The sequence below is a fragment of the Methylobacterium sp. 4-46 genome (genome assembly GCF_000019365.1).
Classification (GTDB): domain Bacteria; phylum Pseudomonadota; class Alphaproteobacteria; order Rhizobiales; family Beijerinckiaceae; genus Methylobacterium.
This window is the reverse complement of sequence record NC_010511.1, coordinates 4,914,205-4,931,754: the sequence shown is the minus strand read 5'-3', so window position 1 is coordinate 4,931,754 and position 17,550 is coordinate 4,914,205. Positions and strand designations below refer to the sequence as shown.

General features: G+C 74.1%; 21 protein-coding genes. 9 read left to right on the top strand and 12 right to left on the bottom strand.

Translation table 11 applies throughout. The features are described from left to right. Nucleotides 1-3 precede the first annotated feature (3 nt). Complete coding sequence (locus tag M446_RS21460; RefSeq protein ID WP_012334210.1) at nucleotides 4-1,014, bottom strand: AAA family ATPase; 1,011 nt, start codon at nucleotides 1,012-1,014, stop codon at nucleotides 4-6. A 166-nt stretch (nucleotides 1,015-1,180) separates the two neighbouring features. On the opposite strand from M446_RS21460, the gene M446_RS21455 reads away from it, so the two are divergent. The 5 genes from M446_RS21455 to M446_RS21435 are packed head-to-tail and all read left to right on the top strand — an operon-like array spanning nucleotide 1,181 to nucleotide 4,465. Next, the gene (locus M446_RS21455) at nucleotides 1,181-1,606 is read left to right on the top strand and encodes a PaaI family thioesterase (RefSeq protein WP_012334209.1); all 426 of its coding nucleotides are present in this window, start codon (nucleotides 1,181-1,183) and stop codon (nucleotides 1,604-1,606) included. A gap of 39 nt (nucleotides 1,607-1,645) precedes the next feature. Next, nucleotides 1,646-2,260, top strand: coding sequence for a DUF1285 domain-containing protein (locus tag M446_RS21450; RefSeq protein WP_012334208.1), 615 nt, complete (start codon nucleotides 1,646-1,648; stop codon nucleotides 2,258-2,260). Further along, nucleotides 2,257-2,958: a CoA pyrophosphatase gene (locus M446_RS21445; protein ID WP_012334207.1), complete on the top strand. Its 702-nt coding sequence runs from the start codon at nucleotides 2,257-2,259 to the stop codon at nucleotides 2,956-2,958. Before M446_RS21450 ends, M446_RS21445 begins: the two co-directional genes overlap by 4 nt. After that, nucleotides 2,955-3,212: a DUF6111 family protein gene (locus M446_RS21440; protein ID WP_012334206.1), complete on the top strand. Its 258-nt coding sequence runs from the start codon at nucleotides 2,955-2,957 to the stop codon at nucleotides 3,210-3,212. Before M446_RS21445 ends, M446_RS21440 begins: the two co-directional genes overlap by 4 nt. Beyond that, a complete protein-coding gene (locus tag M446_RS21435) occupies nucleotides 3,209-4,465 on the top strand; it encodes a CCA tRNA nucleotidyltransferase (RefSeq protein ID WP_012334205.1) in 1,257 nt (418 codons plus the stop codon). The genes M446_RS21440 and M446_RS21435 overlap by 4 nt, the downstream gene beginning before the upstream one ends. A 222-nt stretch (nucleotides 4,466-4,687) precedes the next feature. Here the strand turns inward: M446_RS21435 and M446_RS21430 are convergent, their stop codons facing one another. Next, a complete protein-coding gene (locus tag M446_RS21430) occupies nucleotides 4,688-5,884 on the bottom strand; it encodes a helix-turn-helix transcriptional regulator (RefSeq protein WP_012334204.1) in 1,197 nt (398 codons plus the stop codon). Nucleotides 5,885-6,328: 444 nt separating this feature from the next. On the opposite strand from M446_RS21430, the gene M446_RS21425 reads away from it, so the two are divergent. After that, on the top strand, nucleotides 6,329-7,111 hold the full coding sequence (locus tag M446_RS21425) for a DUF4198 domain-containing protein (protein ID WP_012334203.1): 783 nt from the start codon (nucleotides 6,329-6,331) through the stop codon (nucleotides 7,109-7,111). Nucleotides 7,112-7,167: 56 nt separating this feature from the next. Here M446_RS21425 and M446_RS21420 read toward each other — a convergent pair whose 3' ends face one another. The 5 genes from M446_RS21420 to M446_RS21405 form a co-directional block, all read right to left on the bottom strand. Further along, the gene (locus tag M446_RS21420; protein WP_012334202.1) at nucleotides 7,168-8,562 is read right to left on the bottom strand and encodes an FAD-binding oxidoreductase; all 1,395 of its coding nucleotides are present in this window, start codon (nucleotides 8,560-8,562) and stop codon (nucleotides 7,168-7,170) included. A 93-nt stretch (nucleotides 8,563-8,655) separates the two neighbouring features. Then, nucleotides 8,656-9,357: an FAD-binding oxidoreductase gene (locus tag M446_RS21415; protein WP_012334201.1), complete on the bottom strand. Its 702-nt coding sequence runs from the start codon at nucleotides 9,355-9,357 to the stop codon at nucleotides 8,656-8,658. A 1-nt stretch (nucleotide 9,358) separates the two neighbouring features. Next, nucleotides 9,359-9,964, bottom strand: a complete 606-nt coding sequence (locus M446_RS21410) for a sulfite oxidase-like oxidoreductase (RefSeq protein WP_012334200.1) — start codon at nucleotides 9,962-9,964, stop codon at nucleotides 9,359-9,361. Between the two features lie 81 nt (nucleotides 9,965-10,045). Beyond that, nucleotides 10,046-10,219: a hypothetical protein gene (locus M446_RS38255; RefSeq protein ID WP_012334199.1), complete on the bottom strand. Its 174-nt coding sequence runs from the start codon at nucleotides 10,217-10,219 to the stop codon at nucleotides 10,046-10,048. Continuing rightward, on the bottom strand, nucleotides 10,216-10,410 hold the full coding sequence (locus tag M446_RS21405; RefSeq protein ID WP_236728655.1) for a hypothetical protein: 195 nt from the start codon (nucleotides 10,408-10,410) through the stop codon (nucleotides 10,216-10,218). Before M446_RS21405 ends, M446_RS38255 begins: the two co-directional genes overlap by 4 nt. A 237-nt stretch (nucleotides 10,411-10,647) precedes the next feature. Between M446_RS21405 and M446_RS21400 the strand changes: the two genes are divergently transcribed. After that, on the top strand, nucleotides 10,648-10,941 hold the full coding sequence (locus M446_RS21400) for a hypothetical protein (RefSeq protein WP_012334197.1): 294 nt from the start codon (nucleotides 10,648-10,650) through the stop codon (nucleotides 10,939-10,941). 246 nt (nucleotides 10,942-11,187) lie between these two features. On the opposite strand, the gene cysK is transcribed toward M446_RS21400, so the two are convergent. Beyond that, a complete protein-coding gene (gene cysK / locus M446_RS21395) occupies nucleotides 11,188-12,171 on the bottom strand; it encodes a cysteine synthase A (protein WP_012334196.1) in 984 nt (327 codons plus the stop codon). Nucleotides 12,172-12,311: 140 nt separating this feature from the next. Next, nucleotides 12,312-14,069 carry an ABC transporter ATP-binding protein gene (locus tag M446_RS21390; protein ID WP_012334195.1) on the bottom strand — a complete coding sequence of 586 codons (1,758 nt, stop codon included), beginning with the start codon at nucleotides 14,067-14,069 and terminating at the stop codon, nucleotides 12,312-12,314. Between the two features lie 240 nt (nucleotides 14,070-14,309). On the opposite strand from M446_RS21390, the gene trxA reads away from it, so the two are divergent. Together trxA and M446_RS21380 are read left to right on the top strand one after the other, a co-directional pair. Continuing rightward, nucleotides 14,310-15,218: a thioredoxin gene (gene trxA, locus M446_RS21385; RefSeq protein WP_012334194.1), complete on the top strand. Its 909-nt coding sequence runs from the start codon at nucleotides 14,310-14,312 to the stop codon at nucleotides 15,216-15,218. Nucleotides 15,219-15,284: 66 nt separating this feature from the next. Beyond that, entirely contained in the window at nucleotides 15,285-15,953 is a 669-nt protein-coding gene (locus M446_RS21380; protein WP_012334193.1) for an LON peptidase substrate-binding domain-containing protein, read from the top strand. A gap of 125 nt (nucleotides 15,954-16,078) precedes the next feature. Here the strand turns inward: M446_RS21380 and M446_RS21375 are convergent, their stop codons facing one another. Genes M446_RS21375 through M446_RS21365 form a run of 3 tightly spaced genes read right to left on the bottom strand, consistent with a single transcriptional unit; the run spans nucleotide 16,079 to nucleotide 17,547 of the window. After that, the gene (locus M446_RS21375) at nucleotides 16,079-16,540 is read right to left on the bottom strand and encodes a peptidylprolyl isomerase (protein WP_012334192.1); all 462 of its coding nucleotides are present in this window, start codon (nucleotides 16,538-16,540) and stop codon (nucleotides 16,079-16,081) included. Continuing rightward, on the bottom strand, nucleotides 16,533-17,018 hold the full coding sequence (locus M446_RS21370) for a hypothetical protein (RefSeq protein WP_012334191.1): 486 nt from the start codon (nucleotides 17,016-17,018) through the stop codon (nucleotides 16,533-16,535). The genes M446_RS21375 and M446_RS21370 overlap by 8 nt, the downstream gene beginning before the upstream one ends. Then, on the bottom strand, nucleotides 17,008-17,547 hold the full coding sequence (locus M446_RS21365; protein WP_012334190.1) for a peptidylprolyl isomerase: 540 nt from the start codon (nucleotides 17,545-17,547) through the stop codon (nucleotides 17,008-17,010). The genes M446_RS21370 and M446_RS21365 overlap by 11 nt, the downstream gene beginning before the upstream one ends. Between the last annotated feature and the right edge of the window lie 3 nt (nucleotides 17,548-17,550).

Below are 17,550 nucleotides of genomic sequence, written 5' to 3'. Positions count from 1 at the left end.
GCCCTAGAGGCGCGAGGCGAGCCGGCCGATCAGGCCGGGGATCGTCTCGCCGTCCGCGCGGGCCGAGAAGGTGAGCGCCATGCGGTGCTTGAGCACCGGCTCGGCCAGGGCCGCCACGTCCTCCACGGAGGGCGCGACGCGGCCCTCGATCAGGGCGCGGGCGCGCACCGCCAGCATCAGGGCCTGGCTCGCCCGCGGCCCCGGCCCCCAGAGGAGCTTGGGCGCCACCGCGGCGTCGCCGCCCTCCGGCCGGGCGGCGCGGACGAGGTCGAGGATCGCGTCGACCACCCGGTCGCCCACCGGCAGGCGCCGCACGAGGCGCTGCGCGGCGATGAGCGCGTCCGTGGTCATCACCGCCTGCGGCCGGTGCTCCTCGGCGCCGGTCGTCTCGATCAGGATGCGCCGCTCCGCCGCCCGGTCCGGGTAGCCGACGTCGATCTCCAGGAGGAAGCGGTCGAGCTGCGCCTCGGGCAGCGGGTAGGTGCCCTCCTGCTCGATCGGGTTCTGGGTCGCGAGGACGTGGAAGGGGCGCGGCAATTCGTGCCGCTCGCCCGCCACCGAGACGAAGTGCTCCTGCATCGCCTGCAGCAGGGCCGACTGGGTGCGCGGGCTCGCGCGGTTGATCTCGTCGGCCATCAGCAATTGGCTGAAGATCGGGCCGCGCACGAAGCGGAAGGAGCGGTGGCGGTCCTGGTCCTCGTCGAGGATCTCGGTGCCGAGAATGTCGGAGGGCATCAGGTCCGGGGTGAACTGGACCCGGCGGGCATCGAGCCCGAGCACCGTGCCGAGGGTCTCGACGAGCTTGGTCTTGGCAAGGCCCGGGAGACCGACGAGGAGCCCGTGGCCGCCGGCCAGGATGGTCACCAGGGCGAGGTCCACGACCTGCTCCTGGCCGAAGATCACCTGGTGGATCGCGTCGCGGGCGCGTCCGACCGAAGCGAGGCAGGCTTCCGCGGCGGCGACGATGCCGTCGTCGAGGGAGGTCGCGGGGGCCGGCGCGCTGCCGTGGGTCATGGGGGATCCTCTGCTCGCGGTGGTTCCCGGATCCGCCCCGATCCGCACCAGACCGTGGAGTTTGGAACCCTGCCCTGCCGGAGGCAAGGTCGGCGAGACGACGCAGGGCAGGGCGCCGGGCGGGGCGGCGTTGCGGGAGGCGCGCCGGCTCGGGTAAGCCCTCGCCATGAGCGACCTCGACCCCTCCCAGGGCTGGCATCCCTTCACGGATCCCGGCTTCGTCGACCTCGTCGGCCCGATCTTCGTGCGCGAGGGCGAGGGGCCGGCCTCCTACGCGTTCCGGGCCGAGCCCAAGCACGCCAACCTGATCGGGGTCGTGCAGGGCGGGATGCTGATGACCTTCGCGGACCGGGCGCTCGGCGTGACCGCGATGGCGGCGGCCGAGGGCGCGAACTGCGTCACCGTGCAGTTCGAGATGCAGTTCATCGCGGCCCTGCGCATCGGCGAGGTGGCGACGCTGGTGCCGCAGGTCGTCCAGCGCACCGGCACCCTGGTCTTCCTGCGCGGCGACGTGACGAGCCGGGGCCGGGTCGCGGCGACCTGCACGGGCGTGTGGAAGATCCTGCGGCGGCGGCCCGATCCGGCCAGCTGAGGACGTTCAAAACCGTCGCGCCTCGCCTATCTTCAGCGCATGACGCAGACTTCGTCCGGCCCCGCCTCACCGGAATCCCCCTCGCCGGGCCCGCTCGCGCGCCTCGCCGCCGCCCTCGGGCCGGAGGCGGGCCGGCGCGGGCCGCCCCCGGTCGAGCGCTGGAATCCGGCCTATTGCGGCGAGATCCCGATGCGGATCGCCGCGGACGGCACCTGGCACTACAACGGCAGCCCGATCGCGCGGCCGGCCCTGGTGCGCCTCTTCGCCTCGATCCTGCGGCGGGACCCGGACGGGCGGATCGTGCTCGTCACCCCGGTCGAGCGGGTCGGGATCGAGGTCGAGGACGCGCCCTTCCTGGCCGTCGAGATGGCTGTGGAGGGCGAGGGCGAGGCGCGCCGCCTCGCCTTCCGCACCAACCTCGACGACCTCGTGCCGCTCGACGAGGCGCACGGAATGCGCTTCGAGCGCGACGCCGAGGGCGGCCTCAAGCCCTACATCCACGTCCGCCACGGGCTCTGGGCGCTGGTGACCCGCGCCCTCGTCTACGACCTCGTCGATCTCTGCGAGGAGCGCGAGGTCGAGGGCGCGCGCTGGTTCGGCCTCGCGGCGGGCGGGCGCTTCCACTCGATCCTGCCGGCCGCGGAGCTGTCGTGAGCGCCTCCCCCGCGCCGCATCCCTCCGCGGTCGAGCTCTTCCTGGCGCGGGCCGCGGCGGGGCTGCGGGCCGAGCCGCCCGGCCCCCTCGAGCCGACCTCGAATCCGCGCGGCGACCACGACGTCGAGCCCGACGTGCTGACGGCCGCGCTCGCGCGCCCGCCGCGGGCCGCCGCCGTGCTGGTGCCGGTCCTGGCCCGGCCGGAGGGCGTCACCGTCCTGTTCACGCAGCGCGCGGCCCACCTGCGCGACCATTCCGGGCAGATCGCCTTCCCGGGCGGCAAGATCGACCCGGCCGACCCCTCCCCGCTGGCGGCGGCCCTGCGCGAGGCCGAGGAGGAGATCGGCCTGCTGCGCGGCTTCGTGCGCCCGCTCGGCTACCTCGACGCCTACCTGTCGGGCACCGGCTTCCTGGTGACGCCGGTCGTCGGCCTGGTCGATCCGGCCGCGCCGCTCAGCCTCAACCCGAACGAGGTGGCGGAGGCCTTCGAGGTGCCGCTCGCCTTCCTGATGGACCTCGCCAACCACGCCCTGCACAGCCGGGAATGGCGCGGGCGCCAGCGGCGCTACTACGCGATCCCGTTCGGCGAGCGCTACATCTGGGGCGTGACGGCCGGCATCCTGCGCAACTTCTCCGACCGGCTCGCCGGGGCGCCGGCGGCCGCTCCTTCCGGCCCCGGCCAGGCTGCCCCGCGATGATCCGCGCCGTTGCCGACGACCTGATCCTGTTCTTCCTGCCCTTCGCGCTGTTCGGGATCTACCTCGTGCTCAGCCGGCGCAGCCCGCTGGTCTGGCTCCACTGGAGCGACCACGCCCTGCGGCTCGCGCTGGCGGGCGCGGTCCTCGTGGTGGGCTCGCTCCTGGCGGCGGGCCTGTTCGCCGAGCGGCACGGGCACGGCTTCGTCCCGACCCACATCGAGAACGGCCGGGTCGTGCCCGGACAGTTCCGATGAGCCTGCGCGACGCGGGCGGCCTCGCGGCCCTGCTGGCCCGCGCCCCCCTGCGCAAGGTGCTGGACGCCCTCGCCCTGCCCGGCGAGGAGACCCGCCTCGTCGGCGGGGCGGTGCGGGACGCGCTGCTCGGCCGCGCCGTGGCGGATGTGGACCTCGCCACGACGCTCCTGCCCGAGACGGTGATGCGGCGCGCCGCCGCGTCGGGGCTGAAGCCGGTCCCGACCGGGATCAGCCACGGCACCGTCACGGTGGTGGCCCACGGCGAGCCCTTCGAGGTCACGACCCTGCGCGAGGATGTGGAGACGGACGGCCGCCACGCGGTGGTGCGCTACGGCCGGGATTTCGGCCGGGACGCGGCGCGGCGCGACTTCACCATCAACGCGCTGTTCGCGGATGCGGGCGGGCACCTGCACGACCCCGTCGGCGGCCTGCCCGACCTCGCGGCCGGGCGGGTGCGCTTCATCGGCGATCCGGCCCAGCGCATCCGCGAGGATTACCTCCGGATCCTGCGCTTCTTCCGCTTCCACGCCCGCTACGGGCGCGGTCCCCTCGATCCCGCCGGCCTCGCCGCCGCGATCGCCGCGCGCGACGGCCTCGCCACCCTGTCCCGGGAGAGGGTCCGGGTCGAGATGCTGAAGCTCGTCGCGGCGCCGGGCGCGCCCGAGGTGGTCGCGGTCATGTCCGCGACCGGGCTGCTGCAGCGGCTCCTCGGCGGGATCGGCGATCTCGGCCGCCTCGCGCGGCTGCGCTCCCGCGACGACCCGCCCGACCCGGTGCGCCGGCTCGCCGCCCTGGCGGTGCAGTCGGAGGCGGATGCCGACCGGCTGCGCGAGGGGCTGCGGCTCTCCAAGGCCGAGCACGCGCGGCTCGCGGGCGCCGCGGCCGCCCTCGCGGCGCTGCACGGGGCGACGGAGGCGATCGACGCCGCCGCGCTCCGCCGGCAGGTCGCCCGGCACGGCCTTCCGGCAATCATCGACGCGACGATGATCCTCGCGGGCGAGCCCCGCCCCATCCTCGACGAGGAGGCACGGGAGCTGCTCGCCTCCCTCGCGGCGGGCCGCATCGCGGTGCCGCTTTTCCCGGTGACGGGGGCGCAGCTCGTGGCCGGCGGGGCCACCCCGGGACCGGGGCTCGGGCGGGCGCTGGCCGCGGCGCGGGCGGCGTGGCTCGCCGAGGGCTGCCCCTCCGACGCCCCCGCCCGCCAGCGGCTGGTGAGGCTGGCGCTGGAGGCGGCGCGGGCCTCCGATGGCTGATCCTATCCAGGCGGATCCCGTCTCACGCGCCCGCGCGGCGCGTGAGCGACGCCCCCAACCGCCGTCCCGAAGGGATCAAGCGGAGTGGGTAGGTGACCGGCCTTCGCCAGACCGGCGGTGACGAGGCGTGACCGCCGGTTCGGTTCACGAAGGGCCGTCGAGCCCTTGGCGCGTGTTGACCATGCGAGAGCGTCGCCGGCCCGGTGCGTCAGCGTCCCGGGCTCACGCGGTCGCGGCGAGGCGCCCGGCCGGGCCGGGGCGCGCCTCGGCGGGGCGCAAAGCCGGGGCGGCGGCCATCACCGCCCGCAGCAGCTCGGCCTGCCGGCGGGTCCCGGTCTTGTCGAACAGGCGCGCGAGGTGCGTGCGCACCGTCGCCACGCCGATGCCGTAGGCCTCGGCGATCTCGCTCAGGGTCATGTCCTGCATCAGGCCCCGCAGCACCCGCAATTCGCCCTGGGTCAGCCCGTAGAGGCGCTCCAGCGCCTCGCTCGGAATCGACACGGCCGCGTCGGGATCCTGCACGAACAGGGCCGCCACCGGCTGGCGTTCCCCCTCGCCCCCCCGCCCCGCCCGGGACCCGCATGCCGCGCCGCGGACCGGGACGATCTGCCCGACGAGGCCGCCCCGCGGACCGGACCCGCGGCGCGAGGGGAACGGCAGCGCCGCGCGGCAGCGGGTGCGGTCGTCGTCGCGGCAGGCCGCGAGGGCCCCCTCGAGCGCCCCCTGCGACCAGGGCTCCGCCGTGGCCAGCGTGCCCGCCGGCAGGCGCCGCAGGGCGTCGCCCTGGCGCAGGATCGCCTCGGCGGCGGCGTTCGCGCGCAGCACCCGGCCCGCCGCGTCGAGCAGGAACACGCCCAGGCTGAGCGCGTCCATGGCCGAGGACAGGCCCTCCGCCTCGCCGCACTGCTCGGCGAGGAGCTGGCCCGTCTCGACGGCCCGGCGCACGTGCGGCAGCAGGAGCGTCATCAGCTCCCGCGCCTCCAGCGAGACCGGCCGGTCGAAGGAGGCCGACAGGCTGCCGCATCCCCCCGAGGCCTTGGTCAGCACGCCGGCGATCAGGTCCTCGACCTGCTGCGGCCGGCACCATTCCCGGTAGAAATGCGTGCCGCGGAACGCGTCCCGGTCGATGAGCTCCGAGAGGCCGACCACGTCGCCGACCTGCGTGAACCACGTGCCCAGGGCGAGCGGGGAGAGGCCGGCGAAGCGCTCCGCGTAGAGGGAGCGGTGATCCGGCGACAGCCCGACATCGACGGCGAGCCGCCCGGTTCCGGTCTCGGCATCGTGCACGCCGATCCAGCCTGCCACGGCGCCGAGCGCCTCGACGAGCCGCGCGAGCGTGTCCGGCCAGAGCTCCGGATCGCGCCCGCAATCGTAGATGCGGCCGACCAGATCAGAGAATTCGCCCTGCGACAGCGGCATGACGGTGCCCCCCGGCGGCTGCGGCCCAGGCGTGCGGGGGCGCTCCCCCGAGGCGGGGGGGCCGAAGCATCGACCTGGAGAAAGACCGATCATCCCCAATCGGCCGGGCGGAACTCTGGTATCTTTCTGGGCTGCTCGGCAAGACCTCGCGGGCACAGCACGGCCGCTATGCGCCCGTGAGGTGCGATTTCGCACGAGGCGAAAGTGTCTGCACAGTTTCGGCAAGATGCGACCGGCGCGGATGTGGTATCGTTCATGAACGGGCGCTCGATCGCGACTTGCGGGCGCGGGCCTCGGGGCGGCGCAGCCCGGGGGGCGCCGCGCCTGAAAGCCGCGTCGGAGGCCGTCCGCGCCCCTCCCGGACGGCGCGCTCCCGCTTGACCTCGCGTTCGCGAACCCCACGTGTGAGCGGTTCTCCCCACGCGCCAGGAGGCAGAGCGGCCGATGTTTCCTTTCCGCAGCCCGCGGCCGGTGGCGGTGGCGGTGGCGGCCCTGGCGGTGCTCACCGCGCCGGCCCGCGCGCACGACCTGTGGCTGACCCTGAGCACGCCGGAGGCGGGGCCGCAGGTCCGGGTGAATTTCGGCTCTCCGCGGCAGCGCTTGGCCCCGGCCAAGCCCAAGGTGATCGACCTGCAGGCGATCACGCCCGACCAGACCGTCAGCCTGGTGGCGCCCCTGACGCCGAGCCCGCCGGAGGTGCCGCCCGCGCTCGTGGCCGCCCTGCCGACCAAGGCCGCCCGCACGCTCCTCGCCGCGACCTACGACAGCGGCTACTGGGTGACGCTCATGGACGGGAGCGGCCGCAACACCAGCCGCCGCCTCGTCCCGGACGCCCGGGACAGCCGCTGGGCCGTGCGCTTCGCCAAGGCCGCCCTCGGCCCCGCCGCCCCCTGGTCGAAGGTTGTGGGCCACACGCTGGAGATCGTGCCGCTCGAAGTGCCGGCCGCCACCGCCGGGGCGATCCGGGTGCGCGTGCTGTTCCGCTCCGAGCCCCTCGCCGGGGCGGTGGTGAATTACGGCGAGGGCAGCGCCGACCTCGACCCGGCGCAGGCGCCGCGCGTCCTCACGGACGCGGAGGGCGTGGCGACGGTGCCGATCCGCAAGGCGGGGGCGCAGCTGATCACGGCGCGCCACAGCGTCAGCCCCTCGGCGACGCCCGACCTCGCCGACCGCGACGAGTACAGCGCGACCTTCGCGTTCCGCCTCGACGAGCAGCCGGTGAACTGACCCCGGTCCGGGCGTCGCGTCGGGCGGTCTCCCTCTCCCCCGAGTCGCGCCGCCCTTCAGAGGGGCAGCACCTTGCCCGGGTTGAGCAGGCCCTCCGGGTCCAGGGCGGCCTTGATCCGGCGCGCGAGGGCGATCTCCTCCGGGGTGCGGCGCCGGACCAGTTCCGCCGCCCGGTACTGGCCGATGCCGTGCTCGGCCGAGATGCTGCCGCCGAAGGCCTCGACCACGTCGTGGACGACGGCGTTGACCGCCTCGCCCGCTTGGTCGGCCGTCGCCAGCACGTTGTAATGGATGTTGCCGTCGCCCATGTGGCCGAAGGCGTTAGGCCGCGCGCCGGGCAGCTTGTCCGCGAGGGCCCGGTCCGCCGCGGCCAGGAAGGCCGGGATGGCGGCGATCGGCACCGAGACGTCGTGCTTGACGCCCCGCCCCTCCTTCGCCTCGGCCTCGGTGATGCCCTCGCGCAGGGCCCACAGCCCGGCCGCCTGCTGGCCCGACTCGGCCAGCACGCCGTCCTGCGCGTCACCCTGCTCCAGCGCCGCGCCGAGCACGGCCTCGGCCGCCTCGCGCAGGGCGGGAAGCGAGGAGGCGGCCTCGACGAGGACGTACCAGGGGCTCGGGCCGAGCGGGTTGCGCGGGCCGCCGTGACGGGCGACCAGGGCGAGGGAGAGGCCGGAGATCAGCTCGAAGGCCTGGATGGCCTCGCCGAGTTCGTCCTGGGCGAGGGTGAAGAGGCGAAGCGCCGCCTCGGGATCCGGCACGGCGAGGAGCGCCGTCGCCACGTGGCGCGGGCGCGCGGCGAGCCGCAGCACCGCGGCGGTGATCACGCCGAGCGTGCCCTCCGAGCCGACGAAGAGCTGCTTCCAGTCGTAGCCGGCATTGTCCTTGCGCAGGGCGCGCAGGCCCGCGACGACGCTGCCGTCGGCGAGCACGACTTCGAGCCCCAGCACGTTGGCGCGGGTCATGCCGTGGCGCACGACGTTGAGCCCGCCCGCATTGGTGGCGACGACGCCCCCGACCATGGCCGAGCCCTCGGCCGCGAAGCTGATCGGCAGGACGCGGTTCACGGCGGCGGCGGCGTCCTGCGCGGTCCTGAGCACGCAGCCGGCCTCGGCCGTGAGGGTCAGCCCGACCGGATCGACCGCCCGGATCGCCGCCATGCGGCCGAGGGAGAGCACGACCTGCGTGCCGGACCGATCCGGCGCGGCACCGCCCGCGAGCCCGGTATTGCCGCCCTGGGGCACGATCGCCGCGCCGGCCTCGCGGCACAGCCGCACGACCTCGGCGACCTCCCCGGTCGAGGCCGGGCGGGCGACGCAGGCCGGGCGCCCGGGAAAGAGCCGGCGCCAATCGACGGCGTAGGGCGCGACGTCGCTCTCCGCCGTGAGGAGCCCGGCCGGGCCGAGGCGGGCGGCGAGGCGCGCGACGAGGTCGTGATTCGTCTCCGGGCTCATCGGGGCGGTCTCCGGGGCTTGCGAGGCGCCCGCCGTGGCGCGGATGCCGCCGCCGGTCAAGCGCGGCCGAGCCGCCGCGGCGGGACCATCGCCTCAGCCCCCGAACCGCTCCGTGCGGATGAGGCCGCGCGCGACGCCCGCATCGATCAGGAGGTCGCTCGCGGCGCTCACGAACGGGTTGCCGCCGCACACGAAGGCGTGCGCGGGCGGGCCGAGGCGGGCCAGCGCCTCCGCCACGCGCGCCGCGTCCAGGCGCCGCCCTCCGGGCACGCGGGTGAGGGTCAGCATCAGCTGAAAATGCGGCTCGTCCGCGTCCCGCCGCAGCAATTCCTCGCGGGCGATGACCTCGTCGGGCGTGCGCGCCGAGTAGACGAGGAGCGCGGGCACGCCCGGCGCGGCCGCGGCGCGGTGGCGCAGCATCGACAGGAGCGGCACCACGCCCGAGCCGCCCCCGACCAGCAGGAGGGGTCCGCCCTCCCCCGCCCCCCAGGCGAAGGCGCCGATCGGCCCGCGCAGCTCGATCCGGTCGCCGGCCTCCGCCACGTCCGCGAAGAAGGTCGAGACCTCGCCGGCGTCGAGGCGCTCGATCATCAGGTCGAAGGCGTCGGAGCCCGGCGCGGAGGCGATCGAGTAGCTGCGCTGCGCCTGGTAGCCGTCGGGGGCGGTCAGGCGCACGTCCACGTGCTGGCCGGCCCGGAAGGCGAAGGGTCGGTCGGGCCGCAGCGTGAAGCGCTTCACCCGCGGCGTCTCGGCGGCGATGCCGGTGATCACCGCCTCCTGCCAGGCGAGGACCACCTCAATCGTCCGAGAAGCGCTGCTCGCGCCAGGGGTCGCCGTACATGTGGTAGCCGCGCAGCTCCCAGAACCCGGCCTCGTCCTTCGGGGTGAAGCGCAGGCCCTTCACCCACTTGGCGCTCTTCCAGAAGTACAGGTGCGGCACCAGGAGCCGGGCCGGGCCGCCGTGGTCGGGCGCGATCGGCGCGCCGTCGTAGTGGGTCGCCACCATCGCCCGGTCGCCCGCGAGATCGGCGAAGGGGACGTTGGTGGTGTAGTCGTCGTAGCCCTCGGCGAGCACGAAGGCGGTCGGGGCCGCGATCCCGGCCGCCGTCAGCAGGTCGTCGACGCGAACTCCCTCCCAGCCCGTGTCGAACTTCGACCACTTCGTCACGCAATGGATGTCCCCGCGCCATCCGCTGCGCGGCAGGGTCTGGAACTCCTCCCAGGTCCAGCTCTTCAGCGGCCTGGGGCCCTGCCAGAGGGTGAAGCGCCAGTCCCGCAGCGCGATGCGGGGGGTCGGGCCGAGCTGCAGGACCGGGAAATCCTCGGTCAGGTACTGCCCGGGCGGCAGCCGCTCCTCGACAGGCCGTGACGGGCGCCGGCCCGTGAACCCCCGCGTCGCCATCGCGCTCTCCTGGTCGGGCGAGGCCGAGACGCCCCGCGGAACCGGGCCAAGATGGGGTGCGGGCGCGCCGCCGTCGAGACGTCAGCCGGTGCCGGGATCGGTCTCGTCGCCCTGCCGGTCGGACGCGTCTGCACCCGAGCGGTTCTCCGCTCCCTTGCCGTCCTGCGGCACCGCCGCCACGCCCTTCAGATCCTCGGCCGTCACCGGCCGGTCGGTGCGCGCCGGACGGGCCTGCTCCCGGGTCTCGTCGCTCATCGGCCGTCCTCCTCGTCGCCGAGGGCGGCGGTGGCCCGCGCGATCGCCTCCTTCGCCGCGGGCGGCGGAGCGTCGGCCGGGCGTCCGGCCCCCTCCGGGCGCCCGCGCGGCGGCTGGCGGTCCCGGCCCGCCGCGCCGGCGCGATCCGACTCGCGGTCGAAGTCCCGGTCCGTTCCGTCGGTCCTCGTCATGCCCGGCCCCATGCTCGGCTCCTGCGGCTGGTGTCGCGATCCGGGTTCAACAGGCGGCGCGGCGCGAAGTTGCCTGGCGCGATCCGCATTCACGAGGATTCGGCCTTCCGCCGGGCCCGGTGACGGAGCGAAACGGGGCGAAACCCGGCCCACCCTCTTTCATCCCGCCGCGTCCTGTCGCAGTCTCGGGCGGAGACAAGCCGCCGGGAGAGCGGCTCCCGATCCTGGAGGTATGCCATGGTCATGCCGAACCGCCTCGTGAAATCCGCCTGGATCGCCGCGGAGGTCACGCGGGAGACGGCCGAGAAGGTTCTGGTCGTCGAGGCCTACATCGCCGTGAGCCCGCTGGAGAGCGGCTACGATCCGGCGCGCTACGGGCAGCTCGTCGAGGATGTGCGCCGGATCCTGGCCGAGAACCCGGATATCGACCGGGCCTCGATCCTGAGCGTGCACCGGGAATCGCGCTGCGCGGCCCTGTTCCGGCGCTCGGTGCCGGATTGCACGGCCGGCAAGCCCGAATTGGTCGCCTGATCCGGGATCCGCTCGATCGAAGCGGGTCCCGGCTCACGAGCCCGCGCGGCGCCTGAGCGCGGCGCCTGAGCGAAGCCGACATCCGCATCGCCGAAATGCGAGATGGCGAAGCGATCAACCGGATGTCGTATGCCAAGCCCGCGCGGCGCCTGAGCGAAGCCGACATCCACATCGCGAAGCGATCAACCGGATGTCGGATGAGGCGGCCGGCCGCCCGCGGGCGCGGGAGGCCGGACCGCTCCGCGGTCAGATCCCGTCGAACAGCGCCGAGGAGATGTAGCGCTCGGCGAAGGAGCAGGCGACGGTGACGATGCGCTTGCCCCGATTCTCGGGCCGGGCGCCGATCTCCAGGGCCGCCGCCACGTTGGCGCCCGTCGAGATGCCGCCCGGAATGCCTTCCAGCCGGCCGAGCAGGCGGGCGGTCTCGAAGGCGGTCTGGTTCGACACCGTCACCACCTCGTCGATGACGTCGCGGTCGAGCACGTTCGGCACGAAGCCGGCGCCGATGCCCTGGATCTTGTGCGGGCCGGGATTGCCGCCCGAGAGCACCGGGGAATCCTCCGGCTCGACCGCGACCAGCCGCAGCTGCGGCAGCCGCGGCTTCAGCACCTGTCCGACCCCCGTGATGGTGCCGCCGGTGCCGACGCCCGACACGAAGACGTCGAGCCGGCCCTGCGTGTCGTTCCAGATCTCCTCCGCGGTGGTTTTGCGGTGGATCTCGGGATTGGCCGGGTTGTTGAACTGCTGGGGCATCACCGAGCCCGGGATCTCCCTGAGGAGTTCCTCGGCCTTGGCGACCGCGCCCTTCATGCCCTGCGGGCCGGGGGTGAGCACCAGTTCGGCGCCGAGGAAGGCCAGCATCTTGCGGCGCTCCAGCGACATCGTCTCGGGCATGACCAGGATCAGCCGGTAGCCGCGGGCCGCCGCCACGAAGGCGAGCGCGATGCCGGTATTGCCGGAGGTCGGCTCGACCAGGGTGCCGCCGGGCTTCAGGTCGCCCGAGGCTTCGAGCGCGTCGATCATGTTCACGCCGATGCGGTCCTTCACGGAGGCGATCGGGTTGAAGAATTCGAGCTTCAGCAGGATCTCGGCCTCGACGCCGCGCTCCCTGGGCAGCCGGTTCAGCCGCACGAGCGGGGTGTTGCCGATGGTCTCGGTGATCGACCCGAAGACGCGGCCGTGGCCGGGCGCGCGGCCCGTATCCGAGGCGGTGATGGCGGCGTCGGCCATGTGGATATCTCCTGGGCGGCGAAGATGACGCAGCGGCTCCCTGAGCCGGCTCCGCCTCACGCCTAGCCTAAATCCGAGCTGACGTCGAGATATAAGAGGTTATACATTTTTCAACTGTGAAATTGGCGCCCGCGAGGCGATCACGCCGGTTTGAGGCGCCCGAGCCGCGGCAGCACCGTCTCGGGCGGGCCGGACTCGGCGACGCGGCCGTCCTCGAGCACGTGGACCACGTTCGCGCGGGCGAGGCTGGTGAGGCGGTGGGCGACCATCACGATGGTGCGGGTGCCCGCCAGAGCCGCGATGGCGGCCATCACGGCGGCCTCGGTCTCGCCGTCGAGGGCGGAGGTCGCCTCGTCGAACACGATCACGTCCGGGTCGTGGTAGAGCGCGCGGGCGATGCCGATGCGCTGGCGCTGCCCCCCCGACAGGCGCGCGCCGCGCTCGCCGACGGCGGTCTCGAAGCCCGCCGGCAGGGCGGCGACGACCGGGTCGAGCCCCGCGAGGCGCGCGGCCCGCGCGATCGCGGCGGGATCGGGCGCGGCGACGCCGAGGGCGATGTTCTCGGCGACGGTGCCGTCGATCAGGAACACGTCCTGCGGCACGTAGCCGATCCGGTTCTGCCACGCGGGCAGGCGCGCCGCGTCGAGGGGAACGCCGTCGATCCGGATCGCGCCCTCGCCCGGGACGACGAGGCCGAGGAGCAGCCCGACCAGGGTCGACTTGCCCGAGCCGGTGCGCCCGACGAGCCCGACGGTGGTGTGGGCCGCGATGGCGAGGTCGAGGCCGCGCAGCACCGGCCGCCCGGGCTCGTACGCGAAGGAGACGCCCTCGAAGCGGATCGCCTCGCGGAAGGGCAGGCGCTCGGCGGGCCGGGGCGGCAGCGGGTGCTCGCGGGCGAGCTCGTCCACGATCCGGCCCAGTGCCGGCAGGTAGAAGCGCAGCTGCGCCAGGGAGTTGAAGATGTTCTGGAAGGCCGGGAGCATCCGGTAGCCCGCGAAGGCGAACAGGCCGAGGAGCGGGAGGAGCGCGGCCGTGTCGAGCCCGCGCGCCAGGGCGTAGAGCACCACCACGATGACCCCGCCGAAGGCGAGCGCCTCGATGACGTAGCGCGGCAGCTGCCCGGTCACGAGGCTCGCCGCGCTGGCGCGCGCATAGGCCCGGGCGGGCGCGTCGAAGCGGGCCGTGAACGACCCGACCCGGCCGTAGAGCGAGAGTTCCGTCAGGGCCCCGAAGGTCTCCTGCACGACGCGGAAGCGCGTCTCGTTGTCGGCCGTGGCCCGGGCGCCGATCCGGGCGAGGCGCGCGCGCACGAGCAGGTAGAGCCCGACGTAGAGGCTGCCGAACCCGGCCCCCAGGATCAGCGCCAGCGCTGGCGCGTAGAGGAGGAGGAAGAGCGCGACCGCCCCGGCCGAGACCGCCCGCGAGGCGATGACGAAGCCCGGCGTCAGCACCCCGATCACGAGCCGGTCGGTCTCGCTGAGCACGTTCTTGGCGAGTTCGGCGCTGTTGGTGCGGGCGAAGAAGAGCCGGTCGCGGGTGACGTAGCGGGCGAGCAGGCGCCGGGCGAGGCCGTAGCCGGTGAGGTGCGCGAACAGGAGCTGCGCGTAGGTGAGGCCCGCATTCACGACGCTGACGGTGAGGATCGCGCCGAGCGCCGAGAGCCCGGTCGCCATCAGGAAGGCGCGGTCGTCGGTGAGACCGAGCGTCGCGCGCAGGGCCGCCACCACGGGCTGGCGGGAGGCCGCGCCGGGATCGCCGACCAGGGTGAGGAAGGGCACGACCGAGGCGACCCCGGCGATCTCCAGCAGGCCCGACGCGGCGAGGCCGAGGGCGAGCAGGGTGATGCGCCGCCGCTCCGGCGGCCGCATCACGCGGAGAAGGTCGATCAGCGCGCGCATGGTGCCCCGCGCCTACGCGGGCGGGACCGGACAGGCAAGCCTCGCGGCGAGGCGCCCCGGGCCGGCCCCCGCAGGGAGTCGCCGCAGGATTTCGCCGCAGGATTTCGCCGCAGGATTTTGCTTGGCGGCGGTGGTGCCGGCGCACTAGTCAGGCTGGCGGTGCGACCCCATGTCTTGGCGGTCACACTCCACCGGACTATCCGGAACCGTCGAAACGCCCGTCGTTTCCCCGAGGTCTTCATGCTCACCGACACCCCCGCGGCCGGCCAAGCGCCCGCGGACGCCCTGATCAAGGACACCACCACCAACGCCTTCCGCCAGGACGTCATGCAGGAGTCCCTGCGGCAGCCCGTGCTGGTCGACTTCTGGGCGCCCTGGTGCGGCCCCTGCAAGCAGCTGACGCCGATCCTCGAGAAGGCGGTCAAGAATGCCGGCGGCAAGGTGAAGCTCGTCAAGATGAACATCGACGAGCACCCGCAGATCGCCGGCCAGCTCGGCATCCAGTCGATCCCGGCCGTGATCGCCTTCCAGCGCGGCCAGCCGGTCGACGGCTTCATGGGCGCCCTGCCCGAGGGCCAGGTGAAGGCCTTCATCGAGCGCCTCGTCGGCCCGCTCGGGCCGACCGACGTCGAGGCCCTGATGGCCGAGGCGGAGGCCGTGGCCCAGGAGGGCGATTCCGACGCGGCCGCCGAGATCTACAGCGCCGTCCTGGCGCAGGAGCCCGGCCACGCGGGCGCGATCGCCGCCCTGGCCAAGCTCGTCCTCGACCGCGGCGACGTCGAGGGCGCGCGCCAGTTCCTCGACGCGGCCCCGCCGGAGGCGGCCAAGAGCGCCGCGGTGGCCAGCGTGCGCGCCGCCATCGACCTCGCCGAGCAGGCCGCCTCCCTGGGCGATCTCGGCGCGCTGCAGCGGCAGGTGGAGTCGGAGCCGTCCGACCACCAGGCGCGTTTCGATCTGGCGCTCGGGCTCAACGCTCGGGGCCGCCAGGAGGATGCGGTCAACCACCTGATCGAGATCGTGCGGCGCGACCGGGGCTGGAACGAGGACGCCGCGCGCAAGCAGCTGCTGCAGTTCTTCGAGGCCTGGGGCCCGATGGACCCGATGACCATCCGGGGCCGGCGCAAGCTGTCGTCGCTGATGTTCTCGTAAGTGACAGGCCGGCCGGGGCGACACGCGCCCCGGGGGCCGGCCGCGGACAGGGGCGGGGGCGGCGCGATGAGCATGAACGTGGCGTACAAGGGTCCCGGCGATTGCCCGACCGTGATCCCGGTCTTTCCGCTTCCGGGGGCGCTGCTGCTGCCCCGCGGCCAGATGCCGCTCAACATCTTCGAGCCGCGCTACCTCGCCATGGTGGACGACGCGCTGCGCTCCGACCGGGTGATCGGGATGATCCAGCCCGACGTCGACGCGAGCGAGCAGCCCCTCGCCCCGAAGCTCTACCGGGTCGGCTGCGCCGGGCGGATCACCCAGTTCGCCGAGACCGGCGACGGCCGCTACCTGATCTCGCTCACCGGCATCGCCCGGTTCCGGGTCGAGGAGGAGATGGCGACGACCACGCCCTACCGGCTCTGCCGGGTGAGCTTCGATCCCTTCACGGCGGATTTCCACGCGCGGGCGGGCGAGGAGCGGGTCGACCGGGCGGGCGTGCTGCGGGCGCTCAAGGATTTCGTGGAGGCCAACGACCTCAAGGTCGACTGGGCCGGGATCGAGGAGGCGCCCAACGAGGCGCTGGTCAACGCGCTCTGCATGATGAGCCCGTTCGGCCCGCGCGAGAAGCAGGCGATGCTCGAGGCGCCGGACCTGAAGACCCGCGCCGAGGTGCTGATCGCCGTCACTGAGATGGAACTCGTGCGGGGATCGGGGAGCGAGCCGACGCTGCAGTGACCCGCGGGGCGCCCGGGGCGGGCGCTGATCCGGACGGCCCTGCGCGGCATCGTCCAGGGCGCGGGGTGGCGCCGGCCCCTGCGGGACCGGCGCCGGATCGCCGCTCAGGCGGCGCGGAGTGCCGCTCAGGCGGCCTGCTTCACCCGCATCGAGACGATCTTGTCCGGGTCGCGCACGGGCTCGCCGCGCTTGATCTGGTCGACCACCTCCATGCCCTCGGTCACCTTGCCCCAGACAGTGTACTGGCGGTTGAGGAAGGGCGCGTCCGCGAAGCAGATGAAGAACTGCGAATTCGCCGAGTGCGGGAAGCTGGTGCGGGCCATCGAGCAGGTGCCGCGCACGTGCGGCTCGGCGTTGAACTCGGCCTTGAGGTCGGGCAGGTCCGAGCCGCCGGTGCCGGTGCCGGTCGGGTCGCCGGTCTGGGCCATGAACCCGTCGATCACCCGGTGGAACGGCACGCCGTCGTAGAAGCCCTGCTCCGCCAGGGTGCGGATCCGCTCGACGTGGTTCGGGGCGAGGTCGGGGCGCAGCTGGATGACGACGCGGCCCTTGGTCGTCTCCATCACGAGGGTGTTCTGGTCACTCATGCCGGGTCTCCTTTTCTCCGGAATACACGAAACGCAGGGCGATGGGGCGGCCCGCGACGGCCCCGCCCAGGGCCGCCGTGAGGGCGACCGGGGTGCAGGCCCGGACCGCCCGCTGCGCCGCCTCGACGAGCGGCCGGCGCCGCTCGGGCGGCAGGCTGGCGAAGGTCACGCGCGGCACGCCTGCGAGGCGCCCGTCGCGGGTGAGGCTCAGCCGCAGGGTGACCTGGCCGCGCCCGAGGCCGGGCGGCGGGTCCCAGCAGGCGGCCAGCGCCGGGTAGAGCTGGACCAGCGTGTCGGCGGGAGAGACCAGGGCGGCGCGGTCGACCGGCACCCGCACCGTCGCCCGCAGGGTCGTGGGCAGCGAGGGCAGCAGCGGGGCCTCGTCGTCCTCGAACTGGGCGGCGGCCGGGCCGGCCGCCAGGGCGAGCGCCGCCGCCGCGGCGATCAGCCCCGCCGGTCCGGGCCCGCTACTGACCATCCTGGGCCAGCGTCATCCGGACGATCTTGTCGGGGTTCTGCACTTGGCCGTTGGCGGACTTCGCGCCCTTCTTGATCTTGTCGACCACGTCCATGCCGGCGGTGACGGTGCCCACCACCGTGTACTGGTTGTTGAGGAAGGGCGCCTCGTCGAAGCAGATGAAGAACTGCGAGTTGGCGGAGTTCGGGTCCTGCGAGCGGGCCATGCCGACCGTGCCGCGCTTGAACGGCGTCGGCGTGAATTCGGCCGGCAGGTCGGGCAGCTTCGACTTGCCGGTGCCGGTGCCGGTCGGGTCGCCGGTCTGGGCCATGAACCCGTCGATCACCCGGTGGAACGGCACGCCGTTGTAGAAGCCCTGCCGGACCAGCGTCTTGATCTGCTGCGCGTGCTTGGGCGCGAGTTCGGGCCGCAGCTGGATGGTGATGCGGCCGTCCTTGGTGTCGAGGTAGACCGTGTTGGCGTCCGGCGCCGCGGCGGCGCCGAAGGATGCCGCGACGGTGAACGCCAGGGCGACGAGCCAGCGGATCATCGG